Source organism: Lacibacter sp. H375 (assembly GCF_037892425.1).
Classification (GTDB): Bacteria; Bacteroidota; Bacteroidia; order Chitinophagales; family Chitinophagaceae; genus Lacibacter.
In genome coordinates this window covers 4,345,488-4,362,533 of sequence record NZ_JBBKTT010000001.1, presented here as the reverse complement: position 1 = coordinate 4,362,533, position 17,046 = coordinate 4,345,488, and the positions used below count along the sequence as shown (strand labels likewise).

16 protein-coding genes and 1 tRNA gene are annotated in these 17,046 nt (G+C 40.7%); 15 read left to right on the top strand and 2 right to left on the bottom strand.

Translation table 11 applies throughout. The annotated features are described in order from the left end of the window. Positions 1–2: 2 nt before the first annotated feature. The 4 genes from WG954_RS18680 to WG954_RS18665 all read left to right on the top strand — a co-directional run bounded on the left by WG954_RS18680 (position 3) and on the right by WG954_RS18665 (position 3,539). On the top strand, positions 3–527 hold the full coding sequence (locus WG954_RS18680; protein WP_340438351.1) for a KdsC family phosphatase: 525 nt from the start codon (positions 3–5) through the stop codon (positions 525–527). 110 nt (positions 528–637) lie between these two features. Further along, positions 638–1,582: a geranylgeranylglycerol-phosphate geranylgeranyltransferase gene (locus tag WG954_RS18675; protein ID WP_340438350.1), complete on the top strand. Its 945-nt coding sequence runs from the start codon at positions 638–640 to the stop codon at positions 1,580–1,582. Next, on the top strand, positions 1,582–2,151 hold the full coding sequence (locus tag WG954_RS18670; protein ID WP_340438349.1) for a Maf family nucleotide pyrophosphatase: 570 nt from the start codon (positions 1,582–1,584) through the stop codon (positions 2,149–2,151). The genes WG954_RS18675 and WG954_RS18670 overlap by 1 nt, the downstream gene beginning before the upstream one ends. 119 nt (positions 2,152–2,270) lie before the next feature. Further along, entirely contained in the window at positions 2,271–3,539 is a 1,269-nt protein-coding gene (locus tag WG954_RS18665; RefSeq protein ID WP_340438348.1) for a DUF2851 family protein, read from the top strand. On the opposite strand, the gene WG954_RS18660 is transcribed toward WG954_RS18665, so the two are convergent. Beyond that, positions 3,529–3,933 (bottom strand): OsmC family protein, encoded by a 405-nt coding sequence (locus WG954_RS18660; RefSeq protein ID WP_340438347.1) that lies wholly within the window; start codon positions 3,931–3,933, stop codon positions 3,529–3,531. The two genes, WG954_RS18665 and WG954_RS18660, sit on opposite strands and share 11 nt — an antisense overlap. 152 nt (positions 3,934–4,085) lie before the next feature. Here WG954_RS18660 and WG954_RS18655 point away from each other — a divergent pair, with 152 nt between their 5' ends. The 5 genes from WG954_RS18655 to WG954_RS18635 all read left to right on the top strand — a co-directional run bounded on the left by WG954_RS18655 (position 4,086) and on the right by WG954_RS18635 (position 9,343). Beyond that, entirely contained in the window at positions 4,086–4,862 is a 777-nt protein-coding gene (locus WG954_RS18655; protein WP_340438346.1) for a hypothetical protein, read from the top strand. A gap of 30 nt (positions 4,863–4,892) precedes the next feature. Continuing rightward, a complete protein-coding gene (gene lipA, locus WG954_RS18650; protein ID WP_340438345.1) occupies positions 4,893–5,822 on the top strand; it encodes a lipoyl synthase in 930 nt (309 codons plus the stop codon). A 7-nt stretch (positions 5,823–5,829) separates the two neighbouring features. Then, a complete protein-coding gene (locus WG954_RS18645) occupies positions 5,830–6,822 on the top strand; it encodes a phosphodiester glycosidase family protein (protein WP_340438344.1) in 993 nt (330 codons plus the stop codon). A 14-nt stretch (positions 6,823–6,836) separates the two neighbouring features. Further along, positions 6,837–6,910, top strand: a tRNA-Pro gene (locus tag WG954_RS18640). Between the two features lie 276 nt (positions 6,911–7,186). Beyond that, on the top strand, positions 7,187–9,343 hold the full coding sequence (locus tag WG954_RS18635; RefSeq protein WP_340438343.1) for a carboxy terminal-processing peptidase: 2,157 nt from the start codon (positions 7,187–7,189) through the stop codon (positions 9,341–9,343). Positions 9,344–9,390: 47 nt separating this feature from the next. Here WG954_RS18635 and WG954_RS18630 read toward each other — a convergent pair whose 3' ends face one another. Next, a complete protein-coding gene (locus WG954_RS18630) occupies positions 9,391–10,413 on the bottom strand; it encodes a threonine aldolase family protein (protein WP_340438342.1) in 1,023 nt (340 codons plus the stop codon). Positions 10,414–10,694: 281 nt separating this feature from the next. Between WG954_RS18630 and WG954_RS18625 the strand changes: the two genes are divergently transcribed. The 6 genes from WG954_RS18625 to WG954_RS18600 all read left to right on the top strand — a co-directional run bounded on the left by WG954_RS18625 (position 10,695) and on the right by WG954_RS18600 (position 17,037). Further along, positions 10,695–11,555 carry a sigma-70 family RNA polymerase sigma factor gene (locus WG954_RS18625; RefSeq protein ID WP_129132464.1) on the top strand — a complete coding sequence of 287 codons (861 nt, stop codon included), beginning with the start codon at positions 10,695–10,697 and terminating at the stop codon, positions 11,553–11,555. Positions 11,556–11,683: 128 nt separating this feature from the next. Further along, positions 11,684–12,574, top strand: a complete 891-nt coding sequence (locus WG954_RS18620; protein ID WP_340438341.1) for a DUF4249 domain-containing protein — start codon at positions 11,684–11,686, stop codon at positions 12,572–12,574. A 90-nt stretch (positions 12,575–12,664) separates the two neighbouring features. Beyond that, a complete protein-coding gene (gene trxB / locus WG954_RS18615; RefSeq protein WP_340438340.1) occupies positions 12,665–13,606 on the top strand; it encodes a thioredoxin-disulfide reductase in 942 nt (313 codons plus the stop codon). Between the two features lie 59 nt (positions 13,607–13,665). Then, on the top strand, positions 13,666–14,016 hold the full coding sequence (folB, locus tag WG954_RS18610; RefSeq protein WP_340438339.1) for a dihydroneopterin aldolase: 351 nt from the start codon (positions 13,666–13,668) through the stop codon (positions 14,014–14,016). Positions 14,017–14,025: 9 nt separating this feature from the next. Then, positions 14,026–14,784: a tetratricopeptide repeat protein gene (locus tag WG954_RS18605; RefSeq protein ID WP_340438338.1), complete on the top strand. Its 759-nt coding sequence runs from the start codon at positions 14,026–14,028 to the stop codon at positions 14,782–14,784. 57 nt (positions 14,785–14,841) lie between these two features. Further along, complete coding sequence (locus tag WG954_RS18600) at positions 14,842–17,037, top strand: B12-binding domain-containing radical SAM protein (RefSeq protein WP_340438337.1); 2,196 nt, start codon at positions 14,842–14,844, stop codon at positions 17,035–17,037. Positions 17,038–17,046: the final 9 nt, after the last annotated feature.

Genomic DNA, 17,046 nt, shown 5'->3' with positions numbered 1-17,046 from the left:
GTATGAACCTGCTCGAACGTTTTTCCAGTATTAAAACTTTTGTATTTGACATGGATGGTGTGCTCACCGATGGATCATTGATGATCCTGCCAGGGAATGAATATGTACGCACCATGAATATTAAAGACGGTTATGCCTTACAGTTAGCTGTGAAGAAAGGTTATAACGTTGTAGTGATCTCGGGCAGCGTCAGTAAGCCCTGCGCAGAGCGCCTGGAATACCTCGGCGTACGCAATGTGTTTATGAAAGTAAAGGATAAAGAAGAAGTGTTGGCGCAGTTTCTATTATCGAATCATTTGAAATGGGAAGAAACCCTGTTTATGGGCGATGATATTCCTGACCTGGAAGTGATGAAGCTGGTGGGGCTTTCGGCTTGCCCCGCTGATGCAGTGCCGGAAATAAAAGCAGTATCAACATTTATTTCAACCATCAACGGCGGCAAAGGTTGTGTGCGTGAAGTAATTGAAAAAGTATTAAAGCTAAATGATGCATGGGCGGTTGATGCAGCAGGATTAAGTTCACTATAGTAAAATTAGGTGTGGGTTATGTGTTACTGGTGGCCTTGCATTTCACTCATAACCTGTAACTCTTAACTTATTCCCCAATTCCAACTTATCTTCACCGTACAAATTAACTGATGCAGACCCTCGCCGATTTTTTTAAACTGATTCGCTGGCCCAATCTCCTTTTTATTGCGTTAACACAGCTGTTGTTTTTCTATTGCGTGGCACAGCCTGTACTTTTTGGGAACCTCTACATGACAAGGGAGTATGATCAATTGTTTTTGATCCTTTGTCTATCTTCTGTATTTATTGCAGCTGCCGGTTATGTTATCAACGATTATTTTGATCTCAACATTGACCTGGTAAATAAACCCGGTCGTATGGTGGTTGATCGAAGCATCAGCAGGCGCTGGGCAATTTTCTTTCATCTCTTCTTTTCTTTTGCGGGTGTGTTGATGGGTTTTTACATCGGTTTGCAAAATGGCAACTGGATCATTGGTTTTGCCAATATGGGTTGTGTATTTGTACTTTGGTTTTACAGCACGACGTTTAAAAAGAAATTATTGACCGGGAATATTCTTATTTCATTGCTTACAGCCTGGGTGGTGTTTGTAGTGTATCTATTAACGGTGCAGCAAAGTTTTCACCTGATGCATCCTGTACAACCGGGATCACATCAAAAATTATTGAGGCTTGCTATTATGTATTCAAGTTTTGCATTTGTTATTACACTTATACGTGAAGTGGTGAAGGATATTGAAGATATGGACGGTGATGCGAAATACGGTTGTAAAACCATGCCCATTGTGTGGGGTGTATCGTTCTCGAAAGTATTTACCAGCATTTGGCTGGTGATCTTGCTCACGTTGTTACTCATTGTTTTTTTCTACGTACTGCAATTTAAAATGTGGATTGCAGCGGCATACAATCTCGTATTGATCATATTGCCTGCTGCCTATTGTTTGTACCTGTTGTTTAATGCAAAACAAACAAAAGATTTTGCTGCATTAAGCAAATGGATAAAAGCTGTGATCTTCACCGGAATAGTCTCCATGGTGTTGTTTAAATTTTTTGCCTGATGGAACGGATCATACTTGCTTCAAAATCGCCAAGGCGAAAACAGTTGCTCGAATGGGCAGAAATTCCTTTTGATGTAATGGTGAAGGATACTGACGAAATGTATCCGGCTTCATTAGGTATTGAAAAAGTGCCAGTGTACATTGCACGCAACAAAGCACTGGCGGTAAAAGAAGAGTTGAGTCACGACCGTTTGATCCTTGCTGCTGATACCATTGTGGTATTGAATGGAAAAGTGATCGGTAAGCCTACAAGCAAAGAAAATGCAATACAGATATTAACTGAACTATCTGGCCAGGTTCACCAGGTGATCACGGGTGTGGTGTTGATGCGTGATGATACTGAAATGGCTTTTGCTGATATTACAGAAGTTGAATTTCACAGGCTCAGTCAACAGCAGATCGAATTTTATGTTAACAAATACAAGCCTTACGATAAAGCCGGCGCTTATGCCATCCAGGAATGGATCGGTGTGGTTGGTATTAAACGTGTAAAAGGAGATTTCTATAACGTGATGGGATTGCCCGTGAGCAGGGTGATGAAGGCGATTATGGAATTTGAAAATTCGTGAATTTGAAAGTGGGGTACTGAATATTCAGTTGCTCATCTTATTATCAGCAGTATTGATAATTCAAAAGACTTTGTTTAATTTTCAACTTAACCAATCGTCAATTTTTCAATTTGCTGCTTATGAACGAACACCTGCTGCAATTCATCTGGCAGCACCTATACTTTAACCGTGATCAACTTTCTACTGTTCAGCAAGAGCCTGTACAAATCATTTCACAAGGATTACTTAATACAAACCAAGGTCCTGATTTTCTCCATGCAAAATTGCTCATCAATAATGTTACATGGGTGGGGACAATTGAACTTCATCTAAAAACAAGTGATTGGCACAAACATGGACACACGAATGATGAGCATTACAACAATGTGATCCTGCATGTGGTGTATGAACAAGACGAAAATGCTGCAAGCGCAATTCCTGTTCTTGAATTAAAGAATCGTATTTCATCTTCACTTTTACAACACTATGGCCAACTGATGGAGCAAAACAGTTTTGTAGCCTGTGAAAACCAGTTGCAGCAGGTAAACGGTATTGTGTGGGATAGCTGGAAGGAAAGAATGGTGGCCGAGCGGTTGCAGCAGAAAAATGAACATATTCAAAACATCCTTCAACAAACCAATCGTCACTGGGAAGAAGCTTTTTGGCAACTGCTTGCAAGGAATTTCGGCAGCCCATTGAACGCTGAAGCATTTGAAGCAATTGCTCAAAGTTTGCCGGTTACATTGTTAGCCAAACACAAAAACCAGATACATCAAATTGAAGCATTGCTGCTAGGGCAAGCTGGATTGCTAACTGGAAAATTTGCCGAAGATTATCCTATCATGCTGCAGAAGGAATATAAATTTTTGCAACAGAAACATCAGTTAAAGGTTGTTTCTCATCCCATTCATTTTTTGCGGATGCGTCCATCTAATTTTCCAACCATCAGGTTAGCACAGCTGGCGATGCTTATCCATCAATCAAATCATTTGTTTTCAAAAGTGTTGGAAGCAAAGAGCCTTGATGATATCAGAAAAATGTTTTCAGTAACTGCAAATGATTACTGGCATTATCATTATCTGTTAAATGAACAAAGTACTTTTCGTAAAAAGCAGTTGGGTAGAACAATGATCGATAACCTGCTCATCAATACTGTTATTCCTTTGTTGTTTGTGTATGCCGATGAGCAACATAATGAGCGCACAAAAGAAAAAGTTATACAATGGTTGCAACAAATGCCCAAAGAAAAAAACAGTGTTACACAGCAATGGGAGGGTGCAGGCGCAACTCATCAATCAGCATTCGATTCGCAGGCATTACTTTACCTCAAAAAGAATTACTGCGCTGCAAAGCGTTGTCTGCAATGTGCTGTTGGTAACAGTATTCTAAAAATGAAAATTACCAGTTAAACACCACGTTCTGTTCAATTTCAGGGTGAATACTTTTGGCAACGGGGCATGTAAGTGCCGCATTTTGTAAAATAGTTTTCTGTTTGTCATCCAGCTGAAGATCGGACGGAAAATGAAATGTTACATCAACAGCACCAATTCGGCGTGGCTCCGATTTCATGTGCTTTTGAATGTCAATTTTTACTCCTTCAAGATTTACTTGCATATCTCTTGCTTTAATACCCATAATGGTAAGCATGCAACTACCCAAAGCGGTTGCCACAAGGTCGCTTGGTGAGAAGCGCTCAGCTTTACCCTGGTTGTCGAGCGGGGCATCAGTTTCAATAATGTTATGGCTGTAGAGGTGTTCTGCTTCGGTCCTTAATTCGCCTTTGTAAACAATTGCAGAGGTCATGTTGTTAAATTTATGGTTCAGGAATTGGGCGGCAATATACCACAATGCCGCATCTATCGTTTTAATCTGTAAATTTACATTCAAACATTAATTTCAGGCTTGTGAAAATAATTTACCTAAGCTTTGTACTTCTTCTGATAGTTAGTTCAACTGTGGCGCAGGAAAAAAACAGCCGCCGAACAGAGCGTGATGCAAAGAAAGAAGCACGCAGAGAGAAAATTGATAATCTAATCCGTCAACAGGAAGAAGGTGCGCTTGTCTTCAATAAACAAAATGTGTTTGGGTTACGACTTAATACCGATGGTTGGGGATTGGTTTATGAAAAAGGTTATTTGAAAACTGTAAAGATCACCAATCTTTTTGCACTTGAACTTAACGAAAAAAAACATCCCAAAGAACAAAAGATCAATCGGATTTTAGATAATAATGGCTTTCTTCAAATCGGCAATCCCTTTGTTTATGGCAAACGTAATAGCTTTTACCAATTAAAATTGTCTTATGGCCAGCAACGCATGTTGGGTGGTAAAACAAATAAAAACGGTGTTGCAGTACATGCTATTTATGCCGGTGGTATTTCAGCTGGTTTTGAACGTCCGTATTATGTACGGGTTCAGGATAATAGCCCCGAGGGTACACGAAATATAAAGTATACATCTGCAGATAGCAGCCTTTTTCTTGCGCCCGCTCCAACTATTGTGATGGGTACCGGTTTGCGTTATGGCTGGAATGAATTGAAGTTTGTACCAGGTGTTCATGCAAAAGCAGCCCTCCGTTTTGATTACGGACGATTCAATGAAGTAGTGACTGCGATTGAAATAGGTTTGAACCTCGAAGCATATTCCCGAAAAGTGCAGATCATGCTCCTAAACCCGGATAAGCAGGTGTTTTTTAACGGGTACATAGCCCTCATGTTTGGTAAACGAAAGTAGCCTAACTTTGCCCCTCATTTAGACGAACTTATGCAGGAAATTGTAGTGAATGATGCTGCCGCAGAGCAGAAATTAAAGAAGCCCGATTGGCTGAGAGTACGCTTACCCATTGGTGAAAGTTACCGCCACGTTCGTAATCTTGTTGATAAGAACAAACTTCATACTATTTGCGAAAGTGGTAATTGTCCAAACATGGGCGAGTGCTGGGGAGAAGGTACAGCCACGTTTATGATATTGGGTAATACCTGTACCCGCAGCTGTGGTTTTTGTGCCGTTGCAACAGGTCGTCCCGATCCGGTTGATTGGGATGAACCGCAAAGGGTAGCTGAAGCCATTCATTTAATGAAGGTGAAACATGCGGTGATTACTTCTGTTGACCGTGACGAGATTAAAGATGGTGGCAGTATAATCTGGTACAATACCATCAGAGCTGTAAAAACATTGAACCCGGATACAACATTGGAGACTCTGATACCTGATTTTAAAGGACAGATGGAAAATGTGCAACGCATTGTTGAAGCACATCCCGAAGTAGTATCACATAACATTGAAACAGTTGAACGATTAACACGGCAGGTGCGTATCCAGGCAAAATACTGGAGAAGTATGGATGTATTGCGGTACCTGAAAGAAAATGGCATGCGGGTGAAGAGTGGTATCATGCTAGGCTTGGGTGAAACAAAAGAAGAAGTGATCCAGACATTAAATGATCTTAAGAATAACGGAGTTGATGTGGTAACGATCGGTCAGTACCTGCAACCAACCAAAAAGCATTTGGCTGTGCAACGTTTTGTGCATCCCGATGAATTTGCAGAGTACCGTGAAATTGGTTACAGCATTGGTTTGGATTATGTGGAAAGTGGCCCGTTGGTACGGTCAAGCTATCACAGCGAAAAGCATGTGATTCCGGGTTATGGTAAAGCCAAATGGGAAGAAGAGAAAGCAAACTTTATTGCATAGATCTTTTATGAAGAAATTATTCCTTGGAGCAGTGTTGTACATCATCACTGCTCCTTTTTGTTTGGCACAGGTTCACTGGAAGAATGTTGATTCTCTTTTTGGATCATTGCCTTCATCAGTTCATGTATATACCACAAATGATACAATTGAAGGGAAGCCCAATATTGCTTACTATCTAATTGCTGATTTGAAAGACAGGAAACTGAATTTTACTACTGACACAACCTACAAACGACGCTTTACACCACAACAGTTTTATGAAAAGAACAAACAGCCATTGCTGGTGGTGAACGGAACTTTTTTTGATTTTGCGAGCAACAGGAATTTGAATGCAGTGATCAAAGATGGAAAACTTGTTTCGTATAATGTACACACAGCAGCATTGAAGGGAAGGGACACGTTGATGTACGTGCATACATTTCGTTCAGCCATTGGCATCAATAAAAAAAGAAAAGCTGATGTGGCATGGTTGTATACCGATAGTATTGCGAAGTATTCATACGCATCACAGCAACCACTCACTTCAATCAAAGACTCTTTTCCTTTTTTTTCATACCCAATCAAGTCCTTTCAATACACGTATCAGCTACATACTAACAAATCCCAACGAAGATTCCATAAATGGAAAATGCAAACAGCGATTGCAGGTGGTCCGGCGCTAATTCAAAATGGAAAGATTTTTATAAGCAACAACGAAGAAAGGATGTTCACAGGCAAAGCCATAGATGATAAACATCCACGGACAGCTATGGGGTATACTGCAGATGGTAAACTCATCATACTTGTTGTACAGGGTCGTATGCCCGGTATTGCAGAAGGAGCATCGTTACCAAAGCTCGCAAAACTCTTACTCGATCTTGGTTGCATGGAAGCATTAAACCTCGATGGTGGCGGTAGTAGTTGCATGCTGGTAAACGGTAAAGAGACCATAAAGCCAAGTGATAAAGAAGGGCAGCGACCTGTGCCCGGAGTGTTTATCATTCAAGCAAAAAATAAATAATTTTATATCCCATTCGGGATGTAGCGCAGCCCGGTAGCGTGCTTCGTTCGGGACGAAGAGGTCGCTGGTTCGAATCCAGTCATCCCGACTTCTGTTTATTTTTTGGGAAAGTCGTTACTCATCTTTACCAAATAGCAACTTCAGTATTTCTCCTTAATTAAAAGGACATTATCAGCAATCAACCTGTTATCATACATGTAATCATAAGCGTACGTACGCTGTAAGCCTGAATCATAACATTTTCGGGCACAACTTTTGACCAAATAGCTTGTTAAAAGCTTGTAATTGTATAAACGGCCAAGAATGGCTCGTCTTTTCTCGTTATTTTTACGATAATTGTTTTATGTCAAATTTTATCCAATATATGTTTACTAAAAAGAGTTTGCTGATCATACTGGTCCTCATGCTGGGGGGCAGTATTTTTTATGCCGTTCAATCATCCTCTACCCGAAATGAACCAACCAATCGTTTTGAACGTATCCTGCAGTTGATCGGTGAGTTTCTGGAAGAAGGGCACTACAACCCTAAGAAGATCGATGATACATTTTCAAAAACGGTGTTTACCAAGTTCCTGAAGGATCTTGATGGAGACAAAACATATTTCCTGAAATCAGATATTGAAGAATTCAAGAAATACGAAACCAAGGTTGATGATGAAATACATGGTGCCCGTCTTGAATCTTTTTATGCTGTAAATGCAGTGTACAAAAAACGGATGGAAGAAGTTGCGTTGCTCTACAAGGAGATCTTGCAAAAGCCATTCGACTTTGCTGTTGAAGAAAAGTACATGGACGATGATGATAAACGTACTTACGCAAAAACAGAAGCAGAGCGCAAAGAAGCATGGCGGCTGAAATTAAAATATTATACACTCGACCGTTATGTTGATCTTATCGAACAACAAGAAAAAAATAAAGGCAAAGAAGGTTTTGTCGCAAAGACAAATGTGCAGATGGAAAAAGAAGCACGTGAAAAAGTATTAAAAACTTTCGATCGTATGTTCGATCGGTTCCGTAACCGTTTTAAAGATGAAGATCGTTTCAACTATCTTGTAAACAGTATTACCGAAACGATGGATCCTCACACAAGCTATTTACCACCATTGGAAAAAATTGCTTTTGATGAGCAAATGAGCGGTGGCGAATTCTTCGGTATTGGTGCTTCTTTGTTAGAAGAAGATGGTCATATCAAAATCACAACCATTGTGCCCGCAGGTGCAGCAGCAAAATCGGGTGAAATACAAGTAGGTGATATTGTATTGAAAGTTGCGCAAGGCGCTGCCGAGCCACAAGACCTTACCGGTTTTGAAGTTCCTGATGCTGTGCGTTTGATCCGTGGTAAAAAAGGAACTGAAGTAAGACTGACGATCAAAAAACCAAGTGGTGCTATTAAGGTAGTAACTATGATCCGTGAAAAAATCGATCTTGAAGAGAATCGTGCAAAGAGTACGATCATCAAGGGGCCAGATAATCATAAGATCGGTTATATTTTTCTTCCTGCGTTCTATGCCGATTTCCAGGATGCAAACGGCAACCGTTGTGCGCAGGATGTGGCGAAGGAAATCATTAAATTAAAAGCTGAAGGAGTAAACGGTTTGATCATTGATCTTCGTACAAACGGTGGAGGATCGTTAATGGAAACTGTTGAAATGGTTGGTTTGTTTATTGAAGAAGGTCCGGTAGTGCAAGTAAAGAGCAGAGATGAATCACCAACCATTCTTCGTGACAGAAATAAGAATGTGTTGTGGGATGGCCCGCTTACAGTAATGGTAAACGAATTCAGTGCATCAGCTTCTGAAATTTTTGCCGGAGCAATCCAGGATTACAAACGTGGATTGGTTGTAGGCAGCACGTCTACTTACGGTAAAGGAACAGTGCAGCGTAACATTGAATTGGATCGTGCAAGCTGGACAAGTAATAACCCATCTGAACTCGGTAATATCAAATTGACACTTCAAAAATTCTATCGTGTTACAGGTGCAAGCACACAATTGAAAGGTGTAGTGCCTGATATTGTCCTTCCTGATCAGTACGAATATCTCAAGCTTCGTGAAAAAGATGAGCCATTTGCTTTAACATGGGATGAGATCGGTAGTGCGCAATACAAAGTATGGAAATCTGATTTTGATTTTAATTACATTGTTCAGCAAAGCAAACAACGTGTCAGTCAAAGCCCTTCATTTAAACTGATTGGAGAAAAAAGCGATTGGTTATCGAAATATGATGACAAGCATTTCTCTTTGAAGATCGATAAGTTCCGCCAGGAAAAGAAAACGCTTGGCAGTACTATTCAAACAATAGATTCATTAATTAAACTCAGTGCGCCACTAGAGGTATCTAACCTGGAGGCTGATCTTGCAGCTATTAAAGGTGTTACTACTAAAGAAGAACGTAATAAAGCGTTTATCAACAGGCTTAAAAACGATATTCACCTTGGTGAAACGGTGAATATTATGAACGACATGATTCAGCAGTACTTTATTGCGCAGAATAAACAAGCTGCCCGTACTGATGGTAAATGATAATTTTAAATTGATCGAAATTGTGAACCCCGGCACACGCCGGGGTTTTAAATTTTTTGAAGTAATTCAATCGTGTGTTGAACCATGCTTTCTGTTACTTCAAGATGTAACACAAAACGTATTTGCTGTTTACCCATTGTAAAACATAGAATGCCTTTTTCTTTCAGCTTTACCACGAGCTCATCGGCATTCACATGTTGTTTTACACGGAAAATAACAATATTGGTTTCGACCGGCATTACCGTTTCAACAATGGAATTGTTTAGTAATGTTTCTTCAATCAGTTTTGCATGGTGATGATCTTTTGCCAGTCTATCCACATGATGTTCTAAAGCATATAACCCAGCTGCAGCAACGATCCCTGCCTGTCTCATACCACCGCCAAACACTTTACGGATACGTCTTGCTTTTTTGATCTTTTCTTTTGTGCCCAGCAATACACTGCCAACAGGCGAGCCAAGTCCTTTACTCAAACAAATCGAAATTGAATCAAACAGCTGGCCGTAATCGTTGGCCGATTGTTGTTTTGCCACCAAAGCATTGAAAAGGCGGGCGCCATCAAGATGAAGAATAAGGTTATTAGCCTTGCACACATCTTTTATAGCTTTGATATCATTAAGCTCATAACAGCTGCCGCCGCCACGATTGCTGGTATTTTCCAGGACCACCAAGCTTGAAATGGCTTTATGCACATCATCACGGTTATTTATAGCATCCAAAACATGATTCGCTTTTATTCGCCCACGATCGCCTTGTAATAAACGCACGGAAGCCCCGGAGTTGAAAGCTATTCCGCCGCCCTCGTATTGATAAACATGGCTCAGTTCATCACAGATCACTTCATCGCCGGGCTGGGTGTGCATTTTTATGGCAATTTGGTTGGTCATTGTGCCTGATGGACAGAACAATCCGGCCTCCATTCCAAACAGTTTTGCAGCCGTTTCTTCCAACTTATTAACAGTGCTATCCTCACCAAACACATCATCGCCAAGCTCGGCTTGCCACATGGCGTCTTTCATCTGCCTTGTGGGTTTTGTTACTGTATCACTTCTTAAATCAATCCATTCCATATCAATTAATTATTGCATTTGCAAGTTAACCGTTTATGTAAAATTATTGTCTGAAAATAAACTTTCTGAGCCTTTAAATTGTTGTTTATCAATGTTAAGTTTCCGCCGCAAACGATACAAGGATGCCTACATGAGCCGCAATTATGCACATGGGCTATGAAAAACGGCGATTGATGATTAACTTTGCAGACGGTTACAGTGGATTCTTAACGAGATTTTCCCAACTCCCGGTCGATTTTCCCTGTCTTAGTAACGTTTCAAACAATTAAGAGGAATTTAATATGCGGCAGCTCAAAATTGCAACTCAGATTACCAACCGTGATTCACAAGCGGTTGAGAAGTATTTACAGGAAATATCAAAGATCCCCATGATTACGCCCGAGGAGGAAACAACTCTTGCGCAGCGAATTAAAATGGGTGATCAGCGAGCTTTGGATAAATTGGTACAATCGAATCTTCGTTTCGTGGTATCAGTTGCCAAGCAATATCAACATCAGGGCTTATCGTTAAGTGATCTGATCAATGAGGGGAACCTCGGTTTGATCAAAGCCGCTCAACGTTTCGATGAAACCAAAGGGTTTAAATTCATTTCTTACGCTGTTTGGTGGATTCGTCAATCAATTCTGCAGGCATTGGCTGAGCAGGGTCGTTTGGTGCGTTTGCCACAAAATAAGATCGGTACTTACAACAAAGCAAACAAGGCCTATATGGCGTTTGAACAGGAACATGAGCGTGAGCCTTCAACTGAAGAGCTGGCTGATATTCTTGAAATGAGCGAAACAGAAATCAACAATATCTTCCAAAGCAATACCCGTCATACGTCTTTAGATGCACCTGTACACGAAGCAGAAGACGTAGCAATGGGCGATTTGCTTGAAGGCAGCGATGATACTGATGAGGATGTAATGAAGGATTCTTTGCGTAACGAGATTCGTCGTGTGTTGAAGTCACTCAGCCCACGTGAAGCTGAGATCGTAAATGCTTATTTTGGATTAGATGGCGAAAATGGTGTAACCATTGAGCAGATCGGTCAGAAATACGATCTCACCAAAGAACGCATCCGCCAGATCAAAGAAAGAGCGATCAAACGTTTACAGAAAGCCCGCTACAGCAATGCGCTGAAGAGCTATCTCGGAAATTAACTATAATGGGTATTAAGTATCAAACCCCGGCCTTAGTGTCGGGGTTTTTGTTTAAGCCGGAAGGGAGTTGAGGTATATTTAGCATATCCTTCATGCGCATCACATCTTATCCTCTCGTAAATTTGATTATGCAACGACTTGTATTGCTCAGCAGTTTGTTCCTTTTATTGCTGGGTTGTGAAAAGAAAGTAGATTTTGACCTGAAAGACGCCGCTCAGTTACTCACTGTTGACGCATCTATTGAAAACGGGCGGGATCCGGTTGTGATCCTTACGAAAAGCCTGAACTATTTTTCAAAAGTTTCAGCCGATGTGATCAGTAATTCTTTGGTGAAAGATGCTGAGGTATATATATCCTGTGGCAGTACAACCCATCAACTCCGCAGGTACGATGGCGTTGTGCCTGGCACTACGATTCCCTTCAGTTTTTACAGCAGCGATCCTGCCAATCCTTTAACGGTCATAAAAGGAGAATTGGGCAAGCAGTACCAGCTTCGTATTATCTGGCAACAAAAAGAATACAATGCAACAACCAATATTCCCCAGATAAGAAAAACAATTGATTCATTATGGTGGGTGAAAGCGCCTAATACGCCTGATACAAGTAAAAAGATAGTGGTAAGGGCAAAAGTAAAAGACCCGCAGCCTTTCGGCGACTATGCACGCTATTTCACAAAAGTAAACAGCGAGCCTTTTTTGCCCGGATTTAACTCAGTATTTGATGATGCGTTTGTGAATGGTACAACTTACATGGTTGATGTTGACCGTGGCATCGATCGTAATGCCGATCTTGATTTTGATGAGTATGGATTTTTCAAAAAAGGTGATACAGTTACGGTAAAATTCAGCAATATTGATAAAGCCACATTCGATTTCTGGCGAACTGTAGAATTCAGTTACCAGAGTATCGGCAATCCTTTTTCTTCTCCCACCAAAATATTGGGCAATATCAGTAATGGAGCATTGGGTTATTTTGGCGGGTATGCCAACCAGTTTACTACGGTTATTATTCCCCGTTAATTATCCACACCAGCTGCGCATGTAACCACGGTTACATTTCAATTGGATGGATAGGACTATTTTTGTCGACTTAAAAATTTGAAGACGAATATGGAAGCAGCAGAAAAAGTACATTGTTTGATTATTGGATCAGGTCCTGCAGGTTATACAGCCGCTATTTATGCATCAAGGGCGAACCTGAAGCCTGTTTTATACCAGGGAATTCAACCCGGCGGACAGTTGACTATTACAACAGAAGTGGAAAACTATCCGGGTTATGCAGAAGGCGTACAAGGCCCTGAAATGATGGTTGATTTTGAAAAGCAGGCAGCCCGAATGGGTGCCGATATCCGTTACGGATTGGCAACAAAAGTTGATTTCAGTTCCACACCACATAAAGTTTGGATTGATGATGAAAAACTGATTGAAGCAGACAGCGTGATTATTTGCACAGGTGCAAGTGCTAAATGGTTGGGACTTGAAAGTGAACAACGTCTCAACGGTTATGGTGTAAGTGCATGTGCTGTTTGTGATGGTTTCTTTTTCCGTGGAAAAGAAGTAGCCATTGTTGGTGCTGGTGATACTGCAGCAGAAGAAGCATTATACCTCAGTAAACTTTGTTCTACTGTGCATATGCTGATTCGCAAAGATGCGATGCGTGCAAGTAAAGTAATGCAGGATCGTGTAATGAACACGCCGAACATTAAAGTTTACTGGAACACTGAAACACTTGAAATACTTGGTGATAATAAAGTAGATGGCATGAAGGTGTTGAACAATAAAACCAATGAAGAATCGGTAATACCTGTTCAAGGTTTCTTTGTGGCCATTGGTCACGAGCCTAACTCAGCCATTTTCAAAGAATTTATTGATATGGATGAAGCCGGTTATATCAAAACGATTCCCGGTACATCTAAAACAAATGTTGAAGGTGTGTTTGCCGGTGGTGATGTGCAGGATAAAATTTATCGGCAGGCGGTAACTGCTGCAGGTAGTGGTTGTATGGCTGCGTTGGATGCTGAACGTTATTTATCAGCAAAAGGAGTTGTTTAATTTTATTGTTGTTAAAAGATAGTCCTGCTGATACAGCGGGACTTTTTTATTTTCGGTATATGATAGCTGTTCATTTAAAAGAGTTGAAATTTCATGCACATCATGGTTTATATGCAGGAGAAGATAGAACCGGTGGGCCCTTTGAAGTAAATCTTTCTGTGTATTATGAGCCCGAAGGAAAAATAATTTCGCTTGAGCAAACCATTAACTATGTGGCTCTGTTTGAGATAGTAAAGCAACGAATGATGCAGAAAAGCAGTCTGATAGAAACAGTGGCGCAGGATATTTGTGATACGATTAAGACCCGTTTTCCCGTTATTATGGAAATAAAGGTGGAAATTGATAAGTGTTCGCCACCCATTGAAAACTTTCAGGGTAAAACCGGCATAACCTTGCACAAAACATTTTAACCGGATCACATGAAGAAAGTCATTTTTGTTTTTTTTACTGCGCTCATATTTATGGGTGTTTCATTTGCACAGTCGGTTGAAGAACTTGTGAGGCAAGGCGATATGCTCGAGCGGCAATTAAAAGAAGAAGAAGCCTACCAGAAGTTTAAAGAAGTGATCAAACAACAACCAACCCATTTGCATGGATTAACACGTTGCAGCGAATTGGCCAGTCGCATTGGCCGTCGTCAGTCAACGAAAGAAAAGCAAATGGATTTTTATAAGGCCGCAAAGATCTATGCTGAACGTGCATTGCGGGTGAATCCAAAAGACAGTGATGCCAATGTAGCCATGTCGTTCGCTTATGCACGAATGTCGTTACTCAAAAACGGGAAGGAAAAAGTAGAATACGTTCGTGAGATCAAGAATTATGCAGACAGGGCACTTACTTATAATCCACAAAATTTTAAAGCACTGTTTGTGATAGCCCGCTGGCATTACGAAGTAAGTAATTTGAACGGGATGGAGAAGGCTGCTGTAAAAGTATTCTTTGGTGGATTGCAAAAAAACTCACTCGACTCAGCAGTATATTATTACGAAAAAGTAAAAGCGTTGAGCCCCGAATTTGTGTTGAACTATCTTGAACTGGCAAAAGCTTATCACCGTAACAACAAAAAAGCAAAAGCCATTGAAACGCTCAATCATCTGTTGCGTTTGCCCAACACTGCTGCAGACGATCCAACCATTAAATCAGAAGCAAAACAATTGCTCTCTACCTGGAAAGCCTAAGCATCCGGGGTTTATGGAAGAAAAATTTCCTGTACGTTTGCAGATTAATCGCCACATTTGAACGCAACGGTTTTTTTATTTACGCCTCCTTTTACACAACTAAATACGCCGTATCCTGCAACGGCCTACCTGAAAGGTTTTCTCAATACAAAAGGTATATCTTCTTTTCAATGTGATCTTGGTATTGAAGTGACGCTGCAACTGTTTTCAAAGAAAGGGTTATCAAAAATATTTGCATCCATTCCTGATGTGCAAAACTGTTCTGCCAACGCCAAACGTATGCTGGCTTTGAAAGAAGAGTATATAAAAAGTATTGATGATGTAGTTTTGTTTCTGCAGGGAAAAAATCCAACTATTGCGCACCTGATTGCTTCACGAAACTTATTGCCTGAAGCAGGAAGGTTTGCTGAGCTTACTGATTTTCATTGGGCTTTTGGTGCGATGGGTTTGCAGGATAAAGCCAAACATGTTGCTACTCTTTATCTCGAAGACCTTGCCGATCTTATTAAAGAATGTGTGGATGAACATTTTGGTTTCAGTCGCTATGCAGAACGCTTGGGACGAAGTGCCAATAGCTTTGACGAATTGTATGCAGAGCTGCACAAACCTTTAACGCTTGTTGATGAGCTATTAATTGATCGACTGCAACATTATATCGAAAATGTACAACCGAAATTCGTTGCCATATCTGTTCCTTTTCCCGGCAATTTGTATGCAGCGTTCAGAAGCGCACAATGGATCAAAGCGAATCATTCGCACATCAAGGTAACGATGGGTGGTGGGTTCCCAAATACAGAACTGCGTTCACTAAAAGATGCACGTGTATTTGAGTTCTTCGATTTTATTACACTTGATGATGGTGAAGCACCCATCGAACAACTGTTGAAATTCATTGCAGGTGAAATTGATGCAACACAATTGAAACGAACATTTTTATTACATGATGGATCAGTTACTTATATCAACAATAGTTCCTGTAAAGACTATAAACAAACTGAAGTCGGCACACCTGATTATACCGATCTGTTACTGCACGATTACATTTCAGTTATTGAAGTGGTGAACCCCATGCATAGTTTGTGGAGCGATGGTCGTTGGAATAAATTAACCATGGCGCATGGCTGCTATTGGGGGAAATGTACTTTCTGCGATATTTCTCTCGATTATATTAAACTCTACGAACCCATTGCTGCAAAACTTTTATGCGACCGCATGGAGGAGATCATTGCACAAACTGGCAATAATGGTTTCCATTTTGTTGATGAAGCAGCACCTCCTGCATTGATGCGTTCACTTGCCTTAGAGATCATTAAACGAAAACTAGTTGTGAGCTGGTGGACGAATGTGCGTTTCGAAAAAAGTTTCACCCGTGATCTTTGTCTGCTGTTAAAAGCAAGCGGATGTATCGCAGTAAGCGGCGGGCTGGAAGTAGCAAGTGACCGCTTACTTGCACTTATCAATAAAGGTGTAACTGTTGCGCAGGTAGCAAAAGTGAACAAGCATTTTACCGAAGCTGGTATTATGGTTCATGCTTATCTTATGTATGGTTTCCCCACGCAAACAGCGCAGGAAACCATTGATTCATTGGAGATGGTGCGGCAAATGTTTAAAACAGGCGTGTTACAATCTGCTTTCTGGCACCAGTTTGCAATGACGGCTCATAGTCCGGTTGGTATGAACCCAGAACACTTCAAAGTAAAGAAAGCAAAAGAAGTGGCCATTTTATTTGCTGATAATGATGTGGAGCATATTGATGAAACAGGCGCCGATCATGAAAGTTTCAGTTTTGGTTTGAAGAAATCATTGTTCAACTATATGCAGGGTCTGTGTTTAGATGATCCTTTGCAAAAATGGTTCGATGTGAAAGTGCCAAAGACAACTGTTGCTGCTGATCATATTGTGAATGTGCTGCTCGACGATGAAATTCCATTGTTTAAACCTGCTGCCAAAGCTTTATTCCAGGGAACGGTGCTTCAATCGGAGGTGATCACTAAATCAAAAAAAGGAAACAGTTGGGAAGTGTTACAGATAACCTTCGCAACAAAAAAAGAAAACATTACCATCAATACTGATACCGTAAAAGGAGAGTGGTTGCTGCAACTCCTGCCAAAACTTTCTGTGCAACAAGATAAACTGCTTAGCATGCAGGAAATAAAAGACGATTATGAACAGCAGGGGCTTGAAGATTTTGAACTGTTCTGGGATAATAAACCGGTGAGTACATTGTATAAGGCAGGATTGTTAAAGCTCTAGACTGTGTGG